The 20,856-nt window shown below is 38.5% G+C and carries 16 protein-coding genes and 2 pseudogenes; 16 read left to right on the top strand and 2 right to left on the bottom strand.

Features of this window, described 5'->3' with window-relative positions; translation table 11 throughout:
- Positions 1–477 precede the first annotated feature (477 nt).
- The 8 genes and pseudogenes from ilvB to KD050_RS16160 all read left to right on the top strand — a co-directional run.
- Entirely contained in the window at positions 478–2,232 is a 1,755-nt protein-coding gene (gene ilvB / locus KD050_RS16125; protein ID WP_370627105.1) for an acetolactate synthase large subunit, read from the top strand.
- On the top strand, positions 2,229–2,744 hold the full coding sequence (gene ilvN, locus KD050_RS16130) for an acetolactate synthase small subunit (protein WP_211893353.1): 516 nt from the start codon (positions 2,229–2,231) through the stop codon (positions 2,742–2,744). Before ilvB ends, ilvN begins: the two co-directional genes overlap by 4 nt.
- A 96-nt stretch (positions 2,745–2,840) precedes the next feature.
- Positions 2,841–3,872 carry a ketol-acid reductoisomerase gene (gene ilvC, locus KD050_RS16135; protein ID WP_211893354.1) on the top strand — a complete coding sequence of 344 codons (1,032 nt, stop codon included), beginning with the start codon at positions 2,841–2,843 and terminating at the stop codon, positions 3,870–3,872.
- Entirely contained in the window at positions 3,859–5,400 is a 1,542-nt protein-coding gene (locus KD050_RS16140) for a 2-isopropylmalate synthase (RefSeq protein ID WP_211893355.1), read from the top strand. The genes ilvC and KD050_RS16140 overlap by 14 nt, the downstream gene beginning before the upstream one ends.
- A gap of 33 nt (positions 5,401–5,433) precedes the next feature.
- The gene (leuB, locus tag KD050_RS16145) at positions 5,434–6,534 is read left to right on the top strand and encodes a 3-isopropylmalate dehydrogenase (protein WP_211893356.1); all 1,101 of its coding nucleotides are present in this window, start codon (positions 5,434–5,436) and stop codon (positions 6,532–6,534) included.
- 19 nt (positions 6,535–6,553) lie between these two features.
- Complete coding sequence (gene leuC / locus KD050_RS16150; RefSeq protein ID WP_211893357.1) at positions 6,554–7,963, top strand: 3-isopropylmalate dehydratase large subunit; 1,410 nt, start codon at positions 6,554–6,556, stop codon at positions 7,961–7,963.
- Between the two features lie 12 nt (positions 7,964–7,975).
- Positions 7,976–8,557 (top strand): 3-isopropylmalate dehydratase small subunit, encoded by a 582-nt coding sequence (gene leuD, locus KD050_RS16155; protein ID WP_211893358.1) that lies wholly within the window; start codon positions 7,976–7,978, stop codon positions 8,555–8,557.
- A 109-nt stretch (positions 8,558–8,666) separates the two neighbouring features.
- Positions 8,667–9,515, top strand: a pseudogene (locus KD050_RS16160) (threonine/serine dehydratase); the annotation flags it as partial.
- Here the strand turns inward: KD050_RS16160 and KD050_RS21565 are convergent.
- Positions 9,479–9,583: pseudogene (locus KD050_RS21565) on the bottom strand (hypothetical protein); the annotation flags it as partial. The pseudogenes KD050_RS16160 and KD050_RS21565 sit on opposite strands and share 37 nt — an antisense overlap.
- A 422-nt stretch (positions 9,584–10,005) precedes the next feature.
- On the opposite strand from KD050_RS21565, the gene KD050_RS16165 reads away from it, so the two are divergent.
- Entirely contained in the window at positions 10,006–10,854 is an 849-nt protein-coding gene (locus KD050_RS16165; protein ID WP_211893360.1) for a VOC family protein, read from the top strand.
- A gap of 44 nt (positions 10,855–10,898) precedes the next feature.
- Here the strand turns inward: KD050_RS16165 and KD050_RS16170 are convergent, their stop codons facing one another.
- Positions 10,899–11,690 (bottom strand): SDR family oxidoreductase, encoded by a 792-nt coding sequence (locus KD050_RS16170; protein WP_211893361.1) that lies wholly within the window; start codon positions 11,688–11,690, stop codon positions 10,899–10,901.
- Between the two features lie 145 nt (positions 11,691–11,835).
- Here KD050_RS16170 and KD050_RS16175 point away from each other — a divergent pair, with 145 nt between their 5' ends.
- The 7 genes from KD050_RS16175 (at position 11,836) to KD050_RS16205 (ending at position 20,829) form a co-directional block, all read left to right on the top strand.
- Positions 11,836–13,524: a methyl-accepting chemotaxis protein gene (locus KD050_RS16175; RefSeq protein ID WP_211893362.1), complete on the top strand. Its 1,689-nt coding sequence runs from the start codon at positions 11,836–11,838 to the stop codon at positions 13,522–13,524.
- Between the two features lie 180 nt (positions 13,525–13,704).
- Positions 13,705–14,199 carry a C40 family peptidase gene (locus tag KD050_RS16180; RefSeq protein WP_211893363.1) on the top strand — a complete coding sequence of 165 codons (495 nt, stop codon included), beginning with the start codon at positions 13,705–13,707 and terminating at the stop codon, positions 14,197–14,199.
- A 154-nt stretch (positions 14,200–14,353) separates the two neighbouring features.
- Entirely contained in the window at positions 14,354–14,734 is a 381-nt protein-coding gene (locus KD050_RS16185; protein ID WP_211893364.1) for a PilZ domain-containing protein, read from the top strand.
- A 110-nt stretch (positions 14,735–14,844) separates the two neighbouring features.
- Complete coding sequence (gene hpf, locus KD050_RS16190) at positions 14,845–15,408, top strand: ribosome hibernation-promoting factor, HPF/YfiA family (RefSeq protein ID WP_211893365.1); 564 nt, start codon at positions 14,845–14,847, stop codon at positions 15,406–15,408.
- 135 nt (positions 15,409–15,543) lie between these two features.
- Positions 15,544–18,054, top strand: coding sequence for a preprotein translocase subunit SecA (gene secA / locus KD050_RS16195; protein ID WP_211893366.1), 2,511 nt, complete (start codon positions 15,544–15,546; stop codon positions 18,052–18,054).
- Positions 18,055–18,176: 122 nt separating this feature from the next.
- Positions 18,177–19,281 (top strand): peptide chain release factor 2 gene (gene prfB, locus KD050_RS16200; protein ID WP_370627109.1). Its coding sequence is split into 2 segments (ribosomal slippage): positions 18,177–18,242 and positions 18,244–19,281, totalling 1,104 coding nucleotides; the frame shifts between segments, so codons are not numbered across the junction.
- Positions 19,282–19,362: 81 nt separating this feature from the next.
- The gene (locus KD050_RS16205) at positions 19,363–20,829 is read left to right on the top strand and encodes a methyl-accepting chemotaxis protein (protein ID WP_211893367.1); all 1,467 of its coding nucleotides are present in this window, start codon (positions 19,363–19,365) and stop codon (positions 20,827–20,829) included.
- The last annotated feature ends 27 nt before the right edge of the window (positions 20,830–20,856 follow it).

Genomic DNA, 20,856 nt, shown 5'->3' on the forward strand with positions numbered 1-20,856 from the left:
ATGTTACAGATTTCTTAAAGGAATTTATCGAATAAGTTCGATAAAAATCTGAACGCAAATACGCCAAGGCGAATTTGATTTAAAAACCAAATATATAAATCATTGATGAGGCAAAAGTTAAAGGAATCTTGTATTTACAGAGAGCCAGTGTGGTGGGAACCGGCAATACAACCTTTAGCGACATCCCCTCGGAGTGAAGTGTTGAACGGGAAACCTTTTAGATACTTCCGGGTGTAGTTTAGCTACTCTCGTTATAAATAGATAGTGGGCGATTGCCTGTTATCTGCGAGGTAGCGGTTGCGCTACGAACTAGGGTGGTACCATGAAAAGAATTTCATCCCTATACAAAAGAACGAAGGTTTCTTTGTGTGGGGTGAAATTCTTTTCTTTTTTATAAATTATACTTCAGTAATTTAAAGCGCCAATTCAACAAAGCTTTTCAGGAAAACTGGACGATTTGAATAAAAGGAGGAATTAATGATGAAGTTGACGGTTGAGGAAACTGAGCAAGTTTATGAAGAGCCAATAACCGCGGAGGCTCCTATGCAATTGAATGGTGCGGATGTGTTTATTGAAACGCTCCATAAACATCAGGTAGAAGTAATATTTGGTTATCCAGGTGGTGCGGTTTTACCTATTTATGACGCATTGTACAAAAATCCGATTAAGCATATTCTTGCGAGACATGAGCAAGGTGCTATTCACGCAGCTGAAGGGTATGCACGTGTTTCTGGGAAGGTTGGGGTAGTAATTGCCACTTCTGGACCAGGTGCAACAAATTTAGTTACTGGAATTGCCGATGCGATGATGGATTCAATTCCACTTGTCGTGTTTACAGGGCAGGTTGCTACAACCGTGATTGGTACAGATGCATTTCAAGAAGCAGATATTATCGGTATTACCCAGCCTATTACAAAACATAATTACCAAGTAAAGGATGTAGCCGATTTTCCAAGAATCATTAACGAAGCTTTTCATATTGCTTCTACAGGTCGTCCAGGACCAGTTGTCGTAGATATACCTAAAAATATGGCTACGAGTATGTTCGTAACATCGAAGGAAGAATCGCAGGAAGTAAATCTTCCAGGGTATCAGCCAACGACAACGCCAAACTTTTTACAAATTCAAAAAGCAGCGCAAGCAATTTCTACTGCAAAACAGCCGTTAATCCTAGCAGGAGCAGGTGTATTATTCGCAAAAGCATCAGACGAACTAGCTGCATTTGCTGAAAAATATCAAATTCCGATTACGAACACGCTTCTAGGGTTAGGGAGTATCGAAGGAAATCATCCACTTTTCCTAGGAATGGCGGGCATGCATGGAACGTATACAGCCAATATGGCAATTCAAACATGTGATTTACTCATAAATGTCGGTGCAAGGTTCGATGACCGACTAACAGGAAATTTAAACTACTTTGCGCCAAACGCTAAAGTCGTTCATATCGATATAGATCCAGCAGAGATTGGTAAAAATGTTCCAACAGAAATTCCAATCGTAGCAGACGCAAAAGAAGCTTTAGAAGCACTACTTGCTCAAGATTCACCAAATGGCAACACGGCAGCATGGTTGGAAAGCTTGAATGTTTCAAAAGAGCAATACCCGTTCCATTATCAAGCGAGCGAGGAACGTGGGTTGCTCCCACAGCAAGTATTAGAGCTAGTACATGAGTATACAAATGGAGATGCCATTGTAACAACGGACGTTGGACAGCATCAAATGTGGACAGCACAGTATTATAAATTTAGGTCTCCACATAACTGGGTAACATCTGGTGGACTAGGAACGATGGGGTTTGGTTTCCCAGCAGCAATCGGAGCTCAACTAGCAAAACCGACCGCGAAGGTAGTTTCTATTGTTGGAGATGCCGGTTTCCAAATGACGTTACAGGAGTTATCACTATTACAAGAGCTGAGAATTCCAGTAAAAGTGATTATCTTAAACAACCAAGCACTTGGAATGGTTCGCCAATGGCAGGAGACATTCCATGGGGAAAGATTCTCACAATCACTTATTCCGGTTCAACCAGATTTCGTGAAACTAGCGGCTGCCTACGATATTAAAGGCTACAAGATTGAAACGTTCGAGGATGCGAAGCTTCAATTAAAAGAAGCGCTAGAATCCGATGAGCCAGTATTGATCGATTGCCGAGTAGTGCAAAAGGAATGTGTCTATCCAATGGTTGCTCCAGGTAAAGGGCTACATGAAATGATTGGAGTGAAGCCAGAATGAAACGAATCATAACAGTAACCGTGTTAAATCAAAGTGGCGTTCTCAATCGTGTTACTGGCCTACTCATGAAGCGTCAGTTCAACATAGAAAGCATCACGGTTGGGCATACAATTCAACCGGATATATCCAAAATGACATTTGTCGTAAATGTTGAAGATGAACAGAAACTGGAGCAGCTATTAAAACAGCTACAAAAACAAGTAGATGTACTGAAAGTAAATGATATTACGGAAAAACAAATTGTCGTAAGAGAGCTGGCGCTCGTGAAAGTCGTGTCGCCACCAGCTGTAAGAGCAGAGATTAATAGCATCGTTGAACCTTTCCGAGCTTCCATAATCGATACAGGGAAAAATGTTGTCACATTCCAAGTAACAGGTAGCCCAGAAAAAATTGATGCATTTATTGATTTGATTAAGCCTTATGGCATTAAAGAGCTTACTAGAACAGGCGTAACTGCTTTTGTCCGTGAGACTCAAAAAGTAAATACACCACAGTTATCCATTTTGAAATAATGACTTAGGAAAGCGTCCGTATGAAACGGAAATCAGCAGAAGTGATTACTGAGTCAAAATAATATAAAAAAACCCAAATTCGAGGAGGAAACAACAATGGCTAAAATGTATTATAACGGAGATATCAACGAAGGACTTTTACAGGACAAAAAAATCGCAATCATCGGGTACGGATCTCAAGGTCACGCACATGCACAAAACCTAAAGGATTCAGGATTTGATGTAGTAGTAGGTATTCGTGCAGGTAAATCATTCGACCAAGCAAAAGAAGACGGCTTAGAAGTATATTCTGTAAAAGAAGCTGCTGAAAAAGCTGATCTTATCATGATTCTTTTACCTGACGAAAGACAAAAAGCAGTATATGAAGCTGAAATCCAACCTGCATTGAAAGCTGGCAAAACACTAGTGTTCGCACATGGCTTCAACGTACATTTTGGTCAAATCGTTCCTCCAGCAGATGTGGACGTATTCTTAGTAGCACCAAAAGGTCCTGGTCATTTAGTACGTAGAACATTCGAGGCAGGAGCAGGAGTTCCTGGATTATTCGCAGTTTATCAAGATGCAACTGGCGAGGCAAAAGACCTAGCCCTTGCTTATGCTAAAGGTATCGGAGCTGCTCGTGCAGGTGTTTTAGAAACTACATTCAAGGAAGAAACAGAAACAGATCTATTCGGTGAGCAAGCAGTACTTTGTGGTAGTACGACTGCTATCGTAAAAGCTGGTTTCGAAACATTAGTAGAAGCTGGTTACCAACCAGAGCTTGCATATTTTGAAACATTACACGAATTAAAACTAATTGTTGACCTTATGTACGAAGGGGGAATGGCTACAATGCGTTCTTCTATCTCAGATACAGCTGAGTGGGGAGATTTCGTTTCAGGTCCACGCATCATTGACTCATCCGTAAAAGATCGTATGAAGGACGTATTAACTGACATTCAAGACGGTACATTTGCAAGAGAATGGATTAAAGAAAACGAAACAGATCGTCCAAAATATAATGCTATCAAACAAGCAGAATCTGAGCATCAAATCGAAGTAGTTGGAGCTAAATTGCGTGAAATGATGCCTTTCATTAATGAAGGGAAAAAAGTCAAGAAAGAAGTGGTGACTAGTGCGCAAAATTGAAATTTTTGACACAACGCTACGTGATGGCGAACAATCAGCTGGTATTAATCTAAATACGAAAGAAAAGCTAGAAATTGCACGTCAGCTTGAAAAGTACGGTGTTTCCATTATTGAAGCAGGGTTTCCTGCTTCATCCCCTGGGGACTTCGAAGCAGTTAAGCTAATTGCAGATACAGTGAAAAATTCAGTCGTTACGGGTCTAGCTCGTTCTATCAAAAGTGATATTGAAACTTCATGGGAAGCGTTAAAGGGTGGAGTGCAACCACATCTGCATACATTTATTGCAACGTCCCCGATCCATATGCAATATAAGCTAAATAAAACACCAGAGCAAGTAATTGAAATTGCTGTTGAATCTGTAAAACTAGCGAAAAAATATTTTCCACTTGTACAGTGGTCAGCAGAGGATGCAACTCGCTCAGACAAGGATTTCCTTGTGCGCATTATGAATGAAGTGATTAAAGCAGGCGCAACAACGATCAATATTCCAGATACAGTAGGCTATGCAACTCCTATAGAATACGGTGCTTTATTCAAATACTTAAGTGAAAACGTAACAGGTATCGAAAAAGTGAAATTATCTGCTCATTGTCATGATGACTTAGGGATGGCTGTTGCCAATACCTTAGCAGCAATTGAAAATGGAGCGTCGCAAGTAGAGGGTACGATCAATGGTATCGGTGAACGTGCGGGTAATGCAGCACTGGAGGAAGTAGCTGTTGCACTACATATTCGCAATGATTATTACCAAGCCGATTCTGGGATTATATTGAAAGAAACGAAACGTACTAGCCAGTTAGTAAGTCAGTTGACAGGCGTTGTTATTCAACCGAATAAAGCGGTTGTTGGAAAAAATGCGTTTGCTCATGAATCTGGTATTCACCAGGATGGCATGCTAAAAAATCCGGAAACATATGAAATTATTACACCTGATTTAATCGGTGACGTAGCAACCGAGCTAGTTCTTGGAAAACACTCTGGCCGTCATGCATTCTTCTCAAGAGCAGCAGAAATGGGCTTCCAATTAACTGATGAGAAACTAAATGCAGCATTTGTAGCATTTAAAAAATTAGCAGATCGTAAGAAAGAAATAAGTGAAGAGGATTTATTTGTTTTATTAACCGACCAACAAGTGAAAAGTGGAGAAGTGGAAGTGTATGAATTAGAGGAATTGATCATTCATTATGAAAATAATGTTCCAACCTCTACGATTACTGTAAAAGTACCATCCGGTGAAAGTGTAGTGGAAACTTGCGCAGGCTCAGGTGCTGTAGAAGCCATTTTCAATACATTGGAAAAAATCGTAAAAGGCGAAGTTCGTATTTTAGACTATCGTGTTTCATCGGTATCCAAAGGTCGCGATGCACTTGGCGAGGCAGTTATCAACTTAACCTTCAATGGCAAAACATCATCTGGTCGTAATGCTTCTCAGGATGTATTGAAAGCATCTGCAAGAGCATACATCAACGCTATCAATCGTCAATTAGTAAACGTACAAATAAAAGAACAAGCCGCAGTAGGACAATAAACGAATGTAAATAAAAAAATGGGAGTGAATGAGATGGAAAAAACGATAACGGTATTACCGGGAGATGGAATCGGTCAGGAAGTAACAGAGGCAGCGGTAAAGGTGCTTCAAGCTATTGCAAAGCGTTATAACCATAAGTTTAACTTGCAATACGGATTGATCGGTGGAGCAGCAATCGATGCTCGTGAGAACCCACTTCCTGAAGAAACTATAAATGCATGTAGTCAAAGTGATGCCATCCTTTTAGGTGCAGTAGGTGGGCCAAAATGGGATCAAAATCCATCTCATTTACGTCCGGAAAAAGGGTTGCTAGCTATTCGTAAGCATTTTGGATTGTATGCGAATATACGACCAGTAAAAGCAATTCCTGCCTTACTAGAAGCTTCTCCTCTTAAAAAGGAAATAGCAGAATCAGTAGATTTAGTTATTGTTCGTGAATTAACTGGTGGCTTATATTTTGCTGAGCCTCGTAAGAAAACAAATGATTATGCAGTGGATACTTTAGTTTATACACGGGGTGAAATTGAACGAATCGTGGATACTGCTTTCCAATTAGCAAGAAGTCGTCGTGGCAAGCTTGCTTCTGTGGATAAAGCGAACGTACTAGATTCTAGTAAATTGTGGCGTCAAATCGTCGAAGAGAAAAAACAAGGCTATCCGGATGTAGAAGTAGAGCATATGCTTGTGGATTCAACTGCGATGAAGCTGATCACTAAACCAGATTCATTTGACGTAATTGTAACGGAAAATATGTTTGGTGACATTTTAAGTGATGAGGCTTCCGTTATCACTGGTTCCCTAGGAATGCTTCCTTCGGCAAGTACACGTGAGGATGGCTTTGGTCTATACGAACCAGTCCATGGCTCTGCACCGGATATTGCTGGTCAAAACAAAGCAAACCCAGCTGCAACTATTCTTTCAACAGCCATGATGCTACGTGAAGCGTTCCAAATGGAAACAGAGGCGGCAGCTATTGAAGAAGCAGTAATTAATGTATTGAATGACGGTAACTTCACAAGTGACCTTCAAATAAAAGGGAAACGAGTGCTTTCTACAACGGAATGGACTGCAAAAGTAATAGAAGAATTAGACTCAGAATTTGTATCAGATAGTATTATGTTTTCTTATGTCTAACCAAAAGGAGAGGGACTAAATGGCAAAAACGATTATTGAGAAAATTTGGGATGAACATATTGTGTACGAGGAAGAAGGTAAACCAGACCTTCTCTATATCGATTTACACTTACTCCATGAGGTGACATCTCCGCAAGCTTTTGAAGGGTTACGACTAAATAATCGCAAGGTTCGCCGGCCGGATCTATGTTATGCAACGATGGATCATAACGTACCGACTCGAAATAGAGAACAGATTAAAGACGTTATCGCCCGTAAGCAAATCTCTACACTTCAACAAAACTGTGAAGAGTTTGGCGTGCCGCTTGCCAATATGGACCATCCTGATCAAGGGATTGTACACATTATCGGACCAGAGCTTGGTCTAACTCAGCCTGGTAAAACGATTGTTTGTGGAGACAGTCACACTTCTACACATGGTGCGTTTGGTGCAATTGCTTTTGGTATCGGAACTAGTGAAGTAGAGCATGTTCTTTCTACACAAACACTTTGGCAGGCTAAACCGAAAACAATGCAAATTAAAGTGACAGGTGAGCTTGGATATGGTGTAGCTGCAAAAGATATTATTTTAGCTATCATTTCGAAGTTTGGTATCGATATGGGTACAGGTTACATCGTGGAATATACTGGAGAAGCAATTCGTAAGCTATCAATGGAAGAGCGTATGACCATTTGTAATATGTCGATTGAAGCAGGTGCTCGTGCAGGTTTGATCAGTCCGGATGAAACGACTGTTGAATTCCTTCGAGGTCGTGAGCATGTACCTTCAGGAGAAGTTTTTGAAAAAGAAGCAGCGCGTTGGTTAGCTTTAGCAACTGACGAAGGTGCTACCTACGATAAAACTGTAGAAATATCTACAGATGAAATCGAACCTTTTGTAACATGGGGTACAAATCCATCTATGGGTTCAGGTGTATCACAAAATATTCCGTTCACATCCGATTTCGTGGAAACAAGTGACCAGCAAGCACATGAAAAAGCACTTGCTTACATGGGTCTAGAACAAGGTATGCCGTTAGAGGATATTGCTATATCAAATGTATTTATCGGTTCTTGTACAAATGCTCGTTTAAGTGATCTTCGTACAGCAGCAAACGTAATTGCTGGTCGCAAGGTACACCCTAACGTAACCGCAATTGTCGTTCCGGGATCACAAACGGTTAAAAAACAAGCAGAGCAAGAAGGCATCGACCAAGTATTCCTTGAAGCAGGATTTGAATGGCGTGAATCAGGCTGTAGTATGTGCCTAGCGATGAATGATGATATCGTTCCAGCAGGAGAGCACTGCGCATCTACTTCCAACCGAAACTTTGAAGGTCGTCAAGGGGCTGGTTCAAGAACGCATCTGATGAGCCCAGCAATGGCAGCAGCTGCCGCAATCGAAGGTCATATTGTTGACATTAGAAAATTTGGACTAGTAAATGCATAAGGAGGTAAACCAATGGAGCCTATCAATGAAATCAAAAGTGTCTTAACCCCTTTGAATCAAAAAAATGTCGACACCGATCAAATTATTTCAAAAGAATTTCTAAAACGTATTGAACGCACTGGATTCGGTAAATACCTATTTTACCACTGGCGCTTTGATGCAAATGATGAGCCAATTAAAGACTTTGTATTAAATGATGAACGCTATAAAGATTCTACTATTTTAGTAGCACATGACAATTTTGGCTGTGGCTCCTCTCGAGAGCATGCACCTTGGTCCATTTTGGATTACGGCTTTCGAGTAGTCATTGCACCGAGCTTTGCAGATATCTTCTATAATAACTGCATGAAAAATGGTATTTTACCGATTAAGCTAGCGGTGGATGAAGTGGAATCGATGCTAGGCAAAGAAGTATATAATGTGGCAGTTAATCTAGAAGCACAAACGGTAACAGGTGCTGATGGTATTGTATATTCATTTGACATTGATCCGTACCAAAAGAAAATGCTTCTAAATGGATGGGACGAAATTTCGTTAACCTTCCAATACGAGGATAAAATAAAAGCTTATGAAGACAAAGTAGCTCTAGCATAAACAATGCACTATAGAGCTACAAAAAATTAGCTAATTAGGAGATGGTTTTGTTGGGAATTCATACGACACTGTAGGTTTATATCGTGCATCTGAAAAAGTAGCGGAGTTCGTGCATCGCACACCGTGTAAAAAATCGGCCACATTCAATAAAATCACCGAGAAAAATGTGTTTTTGAAATTAGAAAACCTGCAAAAAACTGGGTCATTTAAAATTAGAGGTGCTATGAATAAAGTATCACAGCTAAGTGAGGCAGAGTGTACCAAAGGATTAATCGCTGCCTCTGCCGGTAATCATGCACAAGGTGTTGCATTTGCTGGAAAAGCACGAAATGTGCCAGTCACGATTTTCATGCCACTTGGAACACCCGTTTCGAAAGTAAATGCTACGAAAGGGTATGGAGCAACTGTCAAATTAATCGGTCAAAATTTTGATGAAGCGTATATTGCTGCTCGTGAGGAGCAACTCCGAACAGGAGCAACATTCATCCATCCTTTTGACGATATAGCGGTTATCGAAGGGCAAGCAACCGTTGCAATGGAAATGCTTCAGCAGCGTCCAGAGCTAGACACGATTGTTGTGCCAGCAGGCGGAGGAGGCTTACTCGCTGGAACACTCATTGCAGTCAAATCAATCCGTCCTAATACCCGCGTTATCGGCGTCCAATCCAGCAATGCCTCGGCAATTGCCTTAGCATATAAAGGAAAAGGAGACGGTCTGTTACCTTTCCAAGGCAAAACAATCGCAGAAGGCATCAACGTGAAAACGCCAGGAAATCTGACCATGAACATTATTCAAGCACTCGTGGACGATGTGGTCACCGTGAGCGAACAAGAAATCGCATCTGCCATTCTCTTCATGCTAGAACGCGAAAAAACGCTTATCGAAGGTGCCGCAGCCGCAGCTGTATCGGCAGTATTGAATCACCGCATTCCAGGTTCCTCCCAAAATATCGGCATAATCGTAAGCGGAGGCAACTTCGATGTTAGTAAACTAGTCGAATGCCAACAATTATGTACAAATATGCCATTAGCTAAATAATGCCTCTTAAAACACCACTAGCCGATTGAGGATAGTGGTGTTTTGATGTACAGAAATGGAAAAACTGTAATGGTGCGAGAATGTTTACGAAAGTTGCGTAAAAGAGCTACGATGTTGCGCATACGTCTCCTGATGTTGCGAAAACAGGGGACATTGTTGTGTATATGGCATAGTAAGTTGCGCAAACCAAAAACGTTGTGCATATGCGACTTTATGTTGCACAAAATGATAATGCTGCGCCAATGTGTTTAAATGTGGCGATTCTATACCATCTATTCATGAGTCCATACGCTGAATTTGCGATTCGAACTTCTCCATATATAACTTAAACTCATCCCTTGACTTTATTAGGTAACTAAAATATAATTACTTACGAAAAGTAACCAAAGAATCAAATGGAGGAATTCAAATGAAATATCATAATAAACCGTACACATTTATTGAATTAGTAGAGTTAAAAGTGGTGGATCTTCAACGTTCATTAGACTTTTATGAAAACATCATAGGCTTCAAAGTACTGGAGCAGCAAGCTGGCAAAATTTATCTTACTGCTGATGGAGAGACAGCACTACTTTCTATTGAACAACCAGCAGATATTATGCTGACACAACAAAAAACAACTGGGTTATATCACTTCGCTTTATTGTTACCGACACGTGCCGATTTAGGTGCTGTTTTAAGACACTTCGCAGATATTAATATTCGCATTGGAGCGGGAGATCACTTAGTTAGTGAAGCACTATACTTAAATGATCCAGATGGAAATGGAATTGAGATTTATAGTGATCGTCCAGATTCTGAGTGGAAATGGGAAAATGACTACGTTGAGATGGCTACACTACAAATCGATGCGCAAAGTATTTTAGAAGAAGGTGCAAGCACCCCGTGGAATGGACTACCAAACGGGACAGTAATGGGACATATTCATTTACATGTTTCTGAACTGGATACAACGAAGGAATTTTATCATGCTTTAGGTTTTGATGTTATGACCCCTAATTATCCTGGAGCATTATTTATGGGGTCAGGTAAATATCATCACCATATTGGTTTAAATACATGGGCTGGAGTGGGCGCTCCTCCTACACCAGAAAATGTAGTTGGACTAAAAGCATTCACAGTAGTTTATCCAACAAACGAAGAGCTACAAACTGCAATTACTAATGTCAAAGAAATCGGATCTGATGTCACGGAAGAAAATAGAGTATTTATTGTACAAGATCCATCTCAAAATAAAATTAAATTAACTTTAAATTAAAGCAATGACTCCGACCAAATCGGAGTCATTTTTTTCTTCCTCTATTATAATGCCTTCAGCATACCGCCATCGACTACTAAACTTTGGCCAGTCATATACGTATTTGCTTCGGAACATAGAAATGCGATGATATTCGCAAATTCTGCTGGTTCTCCGTATCTTCCAATCGGAATTAATTGCTTGAATCCTTCCCTAACTTCCTCTATGGATACTTCTTTTTTATCAGCAGCTATTTGGTCTAACTCTGTGACACGATCTGTTTGGATTCGACCTGGACCTACTGTATTGATTAATATGTTGTTTCCTGCGTATTCTCTAGCAATACTTTTCGACAATCCAACCATCCCTGATCTGAATGTATTCGACAGGATTAGACCGTCAAGCACCTCTTTAGTGGATGACGAAGAAATATTGACGATTCTTCCGAAATTTTGTTGTTTCATATGTGGAAGAGCCAGTCGAATTGTGCGAATATAGCTAAGCAGATTTTTTTCAAATGCTACTCCCCAGTCTTCATCAGTCACCTGTGCAAATCCACCAGCTACTGGGCCGCCAACATTATTCACTAAAATATCAATGCCACCAAGCTTTTCTTTTGCCTCGTTAAATAGCTGTTCAATATCGCTATTTTTTGTCATATCACAAATTGTGTAATACACTTCCTGGTTTCCGCTATTTGATTTTATTTCCTCAAGAGTTACTTGAAGTTCTTCTTCATTTCTACTAGATATCATTACTTTTGCGCCTTCTTTTGCAAATTGAAGGGCGGTTGCTTTCCCTAATCCTTTACTAGATGCTGTCACAATTACTCGTTTATTTTTTAAGCCTAAGTCCATGTTCCGCTTCCTTCCTTTATGTATTACTCTTATCGTACATCGAATTTTCAGATTTGTCTTTGTAAAATTCATGTAAAGTTTCAGAAAACAACCTCATTTCTTTGGGAGATTATGCTATATTTCAAAGTGGGAGGTCGGAATACCTATGAAAAAATGGTCTGCAATTCCGCTGCGAATGAAGTATTTAATAGCAATTTTTAGTTCCTTTATCTTATTTGGAATGATGACTGTTTTATTGATCATCCAAGTAGTTCACAACCAAGAAATAGCTGATGATATGGAAATTTCATCACAAAATGTCGAAAGTGCAGATATTATGCGATCGCAGGTAGCGAGTTTATACATTGCCATTTCTCATTTCGCAGGAGACCCGTTAGAAGAATTCGACAAAGATTATGAATTGACAAGGGATAGTCTTGCAAATCTACTAAACTCTGCAAGTGCGCAAATGCCCTATGTAGATTGGGAAACCTTCTCAGGAACCTTACAGTCAATTCAAATTACATACGAGAATAATTTAAAAGAATCAGTTATCAATAAAGAAAATGTCGCAAAACGAAGACAACTTCAGTCGATCAATGAAAAATATACTAGCTTGACTCAAATGCTAGAAGAAACTAGACAACTTGAATCTGATAAAAGACAGCTTTTAATAGAAGAAATGTCTAAGAGCCAGAAAAATACAATTGGAATGGTAGTTGCTGCTTTTCTAATAGCGGGTTTACTATCACTTGCTTTAGTGTTAATGACAAATCGACAAATTAAGACTCAGTTAGCGCAAGTAGTTTTATCTGCAAAAGATATATCTCAAGGGAATTTGAATAGTCAACCATTACAAATTTTAACGAATGATGAAATTGGGGAAGTATCACGTGCGATGAATGAGATGCGAGGAAATCTAATAGACATCGTAAAAACGATTAAACATACTGCGGAGAATCTAAGTGGAAATAGCGCGGAGCTAAAAGAATATTCCACAAATACGGTAGAAAGCACAAATAACGTCAAGTTAGCTATTCATGAAACGAGTGGAAGCATGCTGAAGCAAAAAGAAGCATCTATCGGTATCCGCTCCTTTTTAGATGAATTCTCTCGTACTTTTGGTGAAGTGACAGTAAAGGTAATTGAACTGAACGAGTATTCAACTATTGCTGTACAAATGGCTGATGAAAGTACATTGGCATTGAAAAATGCCGCTGGTGAATCAGCAAAATTACGGACATTATTTAAAGAAGCGGATCAAGAAAGAAAATTACTCCAAGACCGGACTGAGGAAATTGCGCGAATGACAACAATCGTTCAAACGATCTCAAAGCAAACAAACCTATTGGCACTGAATGCTGGTATTGAGGCCGCACGTTCAGGTGAACATGGCAAAGGATTCGCAGTTGTAGCAGAAGAGGTAAAAAAACTTGCAGATGAAGTGTCTGGAACAGCTAATACAATTCACCAAATATCAAATTCCATTACTCAACAAGGTACTCAGATGGCGAGTGTATTTGCTGACGGCCTTGCTACATCCAAAAATAATGCATCGACGTTTGAGATGTTGCAACATAAAATGGATAAAATAGTATCGTATATACGAGATTCCAAAAATCAAAATGATCATATGAAAGATTCCATTTTAACTATTGAAGAAGAAAAGAATACTTCTGAGAGACTCATTTTTGCATTAATAGAATCAATTGAATCTAACACGGCGCAAATGGAGTACACAGAAGACATGCTTTTATCTAATGTTCAAACAATCGAAATGCTGTCTAAATTGATAAATGATGTAAGTGAAGAGGCAATTATTTTGGAAAAATCAAGCACGAGATTTGTCATATAAACTATGCCTAACAAGTAATTTTTTAGATACTTGTTAGGTTTTTTTATGTGTAAACCCTTGAAAACACTCAGTTTTCTTTGTAACAAAATTGTTACATAACTGTAAAATTAAAAAGGTTTAAAGAGTGGTAAGATGATTTTAGAGAAATTATCAGAAAACTTTAGACCTTGGGGGAACACGATGAATTTAAAATCTATGTCGCAAAAAGTCATGGCTATATTACTATTATCCGTTCTCTTAGTAACAGCTCCATTCGCAGGAAATACGGAAGCAGCAAGCTCTGTAAATTCATCTGAATTAGTAGCAACTGCTAAAGATTTGATAGGAACAAAATATCGTGGTGGTGGGACAACAAAAGCAGGATTTGATTGTTCAGGATTTGTAAATTATGTGTACAATGATGTAGGAGTAAGTCTTCCAAGAACCTCTTCAGGATTGTATGCTTCAGGATCTAAAGTTGACAAAAGTGATTTAGCTTCTGGAGACTTAGTATTCTTCAATACATCTGGTAAAGGTGTTTCACATGTTGGAATATACTTAGGTGACGGGAAATTTATCCATTCATCCACTTCAAAAGGTGTGAAAATCGATAAATTAAGTGACCCATATTATTGGGGAGATCGCTATGTTGGAGCTAAACGGATTGCTGATGTAACAGTAGCAGTAAACAAATAAAACATATACATGTCGGTTCTATCGTATAATTTACGGTAGAACTTTTTTGTATTCAAAGTATTTTCAATAGTTCTCATATCGTTTGATAATTCTTAGTAAATTCTGCATAATGAAAAAAAAGATAATAAAAGTAAACATCGAAAGGAGGAGGGATTTGAAATACAATCGTAATGAGTATTTTCGTTATACATTTGGAGAACCTTGTGATGCAACATTTCGGCTGATCAAACAACGTGATGGTAATGCGGAAGTGGAATTGTCTAAAAAGGGTGTATGCAAAATTATAGATATTAGCCCAAATGGTTTGAAGATGTTTAGCGAATTATTTATATCCATAGATCAATTAAACCATGTGGAATTGAATTTCACATTAGATACAAATCCTATTTCGATGGTTGGCGAATTTGTATGGTCCCACCGAAAAGCGTTCGGTCATGAATATGGCGTAAAGTTAGTTGGGGACAGTGAAAGTGAAAGCATGATTATTGAAGAGCTAAAAAAACGTAGTCGTAAAGAGATGGAGCTCAAAAAGTAAAGATTATTACAAGTTTCGACAAAAAATAAATAAAAACTTTAAAATAAGAAGGATATTTTAAAGGTGGTGTTGAAATATATATATAGAGTTAAATTAAAGGAGGAGTTTACATGCTAAACTTTAACATTCGTGGAGAAAACATTGAGGTGACTCCTGCAATACGTGAATACGTTGAAGGGAAGATTGAGAAAGTAGACCGTTACTTCAACGAAGAAATTCAAGCAACTGCAAACGTTAATTTAAAAGTGTATAACGACAAGCAAACAAAAGTAGAAGTAACAATTCCTATGAAAAATTTAACACTGAGAGCAGAAGAGCGTAATGCAGATATGTATGCTGCAGTCGACTTAATCGTTGATAAACTAGAACGTCAAATTAGAAAGTATAAAACAAAAGTAAATCGTAAGTTCCGTGAGCGTGAAGGTGTAGCAACATTTTTTGCAACAATCGATCCACCAGATGCTGGGCCAGATCATACGGAAGAAGATGAATATAATATCGTTCGTACAAAACAGTTTGACCTAAAACCAATGGACCAAGAAGAAGCAGTACTACAAATGAACATGCTTGGTCATAATTTCTTCATCTTCACAGATGCAGAATCTAATGGTACAAATATTGTGTACAAACGTAGAGACGGAAAATACGGCTTAATCGAAACTGAAACAAACTAAGTAACTAAATGCAAATATCCAACTCTCCTCGTAATTACGAGGAGAGTTTTTTATGATTTAATAGTGGACCTTATTTGCGTGCCTTTAGAACGAATGGTAAAATGGAGAGTAAGACTAAATGGGAAGTGAAAATAGATGCTAGGTGTATTAAATAAAGTGTTCGATTTAAATAAACGTGATCTAAAACGCTTAGAAAAAATTGCGGATAAAGTAGAAGCATTAGAAAGTACAATGGAAGCATTGTCTGATGATGAGCTCCGCTCGAAAACAGATGATTTCCGTGGACGTTATACTAAAGGAGAGAGCTTAGATAGTTTATTGCCAGAGGCATTTGCAGTAGCACGTGAAGGATCTAGACGTGTACTTGGAATGTTCCCTTTCCGTGTTCAAATTATGGGGGCAGCAGCTCTTCACGAAGGTAATATTGCAGAGATGAAAACAGGGGAAGGTAAAACGCTAACTTCTACCTTGTCCATTTATTTAAATGCAATTACTGGCCTTGGGGCGCATGTCGTGACGGTTAATGAATACTTGTCTAGCCGTGATGCTGCAGAGATGGGACAATTATATAATTTCCTAGGTTTAAGTGTTGGATTGAACTTAAATTCATTGTCAAAAGAAGAAAAACGTGAAGCTTATGCGGCGGATGTTACATATTCGACGAACAACGAGCTTGGGTTCGATTATTTACGAGATAATATGGTTTTGTACAAGGAAGATAAAGTTCAACGTCCGCTTCACTATGCGGTAATAGATGAAGTTGACTCCATCTTAATCGATGAAGCAAGAACGCCTTTAATCATTTCAGGACAAGCGAACAAAGCAGCACTTCTTTATAAACAAGCAAATGCATTCGTCCGTACATTAACAAAAGACGTAGATTATTCTTACGAGGAATCTACAAAAGGTGTAACTCTAACGGATACTGGTGTAGAAAAAGTAGAAAAAGCTTTCAACATAGATAATTTATTTGATTTGACTCATGTTCGTTTAAATCATGCAGTCAATCAATCACTAAAAGCTCATGCTTCCATGCATCTAGATATCGACTATGTCGTTCAAGAGGGCGATGTTGTTATAGTCGATTCGTTTACTGGTCGACTAATGAAAGGTCGTCGTTATAGTGATGGTCTTCATCAAGCAATCGAAGCAAAAGAAGGATTAGAAGTCCAAAATGAATCAATGACGATGGCAACGATTACTTTCCAAAACTTTTTCCGTATGTACGATAAGCTATCAGGTATGACTGGTACAGCAAAAACGGAAGAAGAGGAATTCCGTAATATCTACAACATGAATGTAATTGCGATTCCAACAAACCGACCAATTGCGAGGGATGACCGTGCAGATTTAATCTATGCTTCCATGAATGGTAAATACGAAGCGGCGGCGGCTGATATTGCTGAACGCAATAAAAATGGTCAACCAGTTCTAATTGGTACAGTTGCTATCGAAACCTCTGAAATTATTTCTAAATTGTTAACTAAACATGGCATTAAGCATAATGTATTAAATGCCAAAAACCATGAACATGAGGCAGAAATTATTGCAACTGCTGGACATTTAGGTTCTGTTACGATTGCAACAAATATGGCTGGTCGTGGAACAGATATTAAATTAGGCGATGGTGTCATTGAAGTCGGTGGTTTAGCAGTTATCGGTACAGAGCGACATGAATCTCGTCGTATAGACAACCAATTACGTGGACGTTCCGGTCGTCAAGGAGACCCTGGGGTAACTCAGTTCTATCTATCAATGGAAGATGAATTGATGCGTCGATTTGGCTCTGATAACATGCGTGCGATGATGTCGAAACTTGGTATGGATGACTCACAACCAATTCAATCGAAGATGGTGTCGCGTGCAGTGGAATCAGCGCAAAAACGTGTAGAAGGAAATAACTTCGATTCACGTAAGCGTCTATTACAATATGATGATGTACTACGTCAGCAACGTGAAATCATTTATAAAGAGCGTAACGAAGTATTAGAAACAGAGAACATGCGTGTACTTGTAGAGTCTATGCTATTCAGCGCAATTGAACGTTTAGTTGCTTCCCATACAAGCTCTGAGAATAAGGCTGACTGGAGTTTGAAAGGAATTGAAGATTACATTCAAGCGAATTTATTGCCTGAAGGGGTAATTACACAGTCGGAACTAGAAAATTTATCTTCTGAAGAAATGATAGAAAAAATCAAAGAAGAAGTACTTCGCTTCTATAATGCGAAGGAAGAAGAAATGACTGCTGAACGTATGCGTGAGTTTGAAAAAGTGGTATTACTTCGTTCTATTGACTCCAAGTGGATCGACCATATCGATGCAATGGATCAACTTCGCCAAGGAATCCATTTGCGTGCATACGGACAAACCGATCCACTTCGCGAATACCAAAGTGAAGGATTTGCAATGTTCGAAGCAATGGTCGACTCAGTCCAGGAAGACGTTGCGAAATATGCGATGAAAGCAGAAATTCGAAATAACCTAGAACGCGAAGAAGTAGCAAAAGGGCAAGCTGTAAATCCTAAAGAAGAAAGCGGCCCAGTGAAGAAAAAACCAGTGCGCAAAGAAGTTTCCATAGGACGTAACGATCCATGTCCATGCGGAAGCGGCGAAAAATATAAAAACTGCCATGGTGCTGTGCAATAAAGAAAAGCGAAAGCACCTATGTCTGCCCCGAGCTTAGCGCAGGAGCAAGGTGCTGGAGCTGGACATAAAGAAAAGCGCAAGACACCCGGAGTATAGACAAAAGAAAGTCGGAGGAACAACAAATGATAGAAATAGCAACAGTACGTAATGAATTAGATAGAACTTCTGGAAAGTTAAAAGACTTTAGGGGGTCTCTTTGACTTAGAAAACAAAGAGGTTCGTATTCAAGAATTAGAAGAGCTGATGACATTTCCTGATTTTTGGGATGATGCACAGGGAGCTCAAAAAGTGATTAATGAAACCAATGCATTAAAAGCAATAGTAGAAGAGTATCGTAATCTTGAGTCTACACAAGAAGACTTAGAGATGACTTTGGAATTGATCAAAGAAATGCCCGATGAAGAGTTACAGGAAGATCTCGGTAATGAATTAAAAGAGTTTACAAATAAGCTTAGTGATTTTGAATTGCAAATGCTACTCAGCGAGGAATACGATAAACATAATGCAATTTTAGAGTTGCACCCTGGTGCTGGCGGTACAGAGTCCCAAGACTGGGGTTCTATTTTGTTACGTATGTACCAGCGATGGGCAGATAAACGAGGCTTTAAAGTAGAAACGATTGATTATTTACCTGGAGATGAAGCTGGTATCAAGTCAGTAACTCTACTGATCAAAGGTCATAATGCATACGGCTATTTAAAAGCGGAAAAAGGCGTTCATCGTCTTGTTCGTATTTCTCCTTTCGACTCATCAGGACGCCGTCATACTTCATTTGTTTCATGTGAAGTAATGCCTGAATTTACGGATGAAATTGAAATCGATATTCGCACAGAAGATTTGAAAATTGATACGTACCGTGCAACTGGTGCTGGTGGTCAGCATATTAATACGACTGACTCAGCAGTTCGTATTACACATTTACCTACAAATACAGTTGTTACTTGTCAATCAGAGCGTTCACAGATTAAAAACCGGGAACATGCGATGAAATTATTAAAATCAAAACTTTATCAGCTGAAAATTGAAGAACAAGAAGCACAATTATTGGAAATCCGTGGAGAACAAAAAGAAATCGGATGGGGAAGTCAAATACGTTCATATGTATTCCATCCATATTCCATGGTAAAAGACCATCGTACAAATGAAGAAAGCGGTAATGTTCATGCAGTTGTAGATGGTGAAATTGATCCGTTTATTCACGCTTACTTACGTTCAAAAATAAATTAATAGACGTTTTACACACCGATGTTATAATTATATAACATCGGTTTTTTAATTTTTCAGAATATATAGATAGGGGAAAGAGCAATGAATATCAATGAGTTGAAAAACGAAGATTTAAAGAGAAAAAACTTCATTTTATTTTTAGCTTATGGTTTAGCTGCGGGTCTTGGATTACTAGTACAAATTATTATTCAACAGGCAGTGGTTGTCATTATTTCTATTGGAATTCCTTTTGTTGTATCGATTATTATGTATTTTGTTGCTAGAAAATCAATACATATCGCTCGTATTTTTCCTTATTTTGTTGTGCTTGCAGGAGCGATAACAGCAGTAAGCATGAGTTATTTTAATGAAGTAAGTATTGCCACAATTGTATTAGCACTATTCATCCTAATTTTAAGTAGCTTACATTCTAAACAGAGTATTTTTGTGTTCGGTTACCTGCTATGCGTAGCCGCTATGATTTTAAATGTGTTGATGGATAATTCAGGTATATTTGAAGGACGAACTGTGAATATTTTCTTTATCCAATTCATCATGGCACTCGGAATTTTCTTACAGGTGAGACAAAGTAAAAAGTTATTCTCCAATGTTGAGAAACTTATAGAAGATGCAAAAGTTAAATCAGATGAAGATGCTTTTCTACATCAAAAATTAGAAACTGCTGTATCTGTCATTACGACTAACTTGGAGCAAATTCGCACAAATACATTTAATACGAACAATGCGCAACAGGAAATGCTTGTTGCTGTAAGTGAAGTTAGTATTGGTTCTCAAAAACAAGCAGACCACGTAGTGGATATTGTAAAAAATACAGAGGCAACTTCTGATTCAGTTAAAGAAATGGCAGGACATTTGCATGAGATTGTTAAACAAGCAGAATTAGCAGAACAGAATGCTTCGGATGGTTCCACGGTAATGGAGAAGATGAAAAATGAAATTGATCAATTTACAGTCTTTTTTGTAGAACTAAATAAAACGTTCAATGGACTTTCTGAAAAAATTAATGAAACAAATAATTTTGCAAGTGATATTCGACAAATTACAGCACAAACTAATCTCCTAGCCTTGAACGCCTCAATAGAAGCTGCAAGAGCGGGAGAATTAGGGAAAGGATTTGCTGTTGTTGCAGAAGAAATCCGAAAACTAGCAGGTGTAACTGATCAGTCACTGGAAAAAATAGACGATAATCTAAATCAATTAAATAAATTCAATCAAGAAGCTCTTAACAAAATAGAAAATGGTGTAAATCAAATTTACGCTCAAGTAGCAACAGCTGATAAATCCAATAAATCATTTAATAAACTTCATGAAACAATGAGGAATTTGCAAAACGAGTTAGCTAAATTCTTAAAAGATGTAGATATCATTTCAAATAATACAGAATCCATTAATATTAGTACAAACGAGTTCGCCGCAATTATTGAAGAAAGCACGGCGACTGTAGAAGAATTCAACGCAACGCTTATTCAAATAACCGAAGATCAACAGGCAATTGCCAAATATATCGATGAAACATACATGGAAGCACAAACCATCAACAAAAAATAACTATCACTTAAAGAGCGTGTCCGAGAG

Source organism: Psychrobacillus sp. INOP01, from assembly GCF_018140925.1.
Classification (GTDB): Bacteria; Bacillota; Bacilli; order Bacillales_A; family Planococcaceae; genus Psychrobacillus.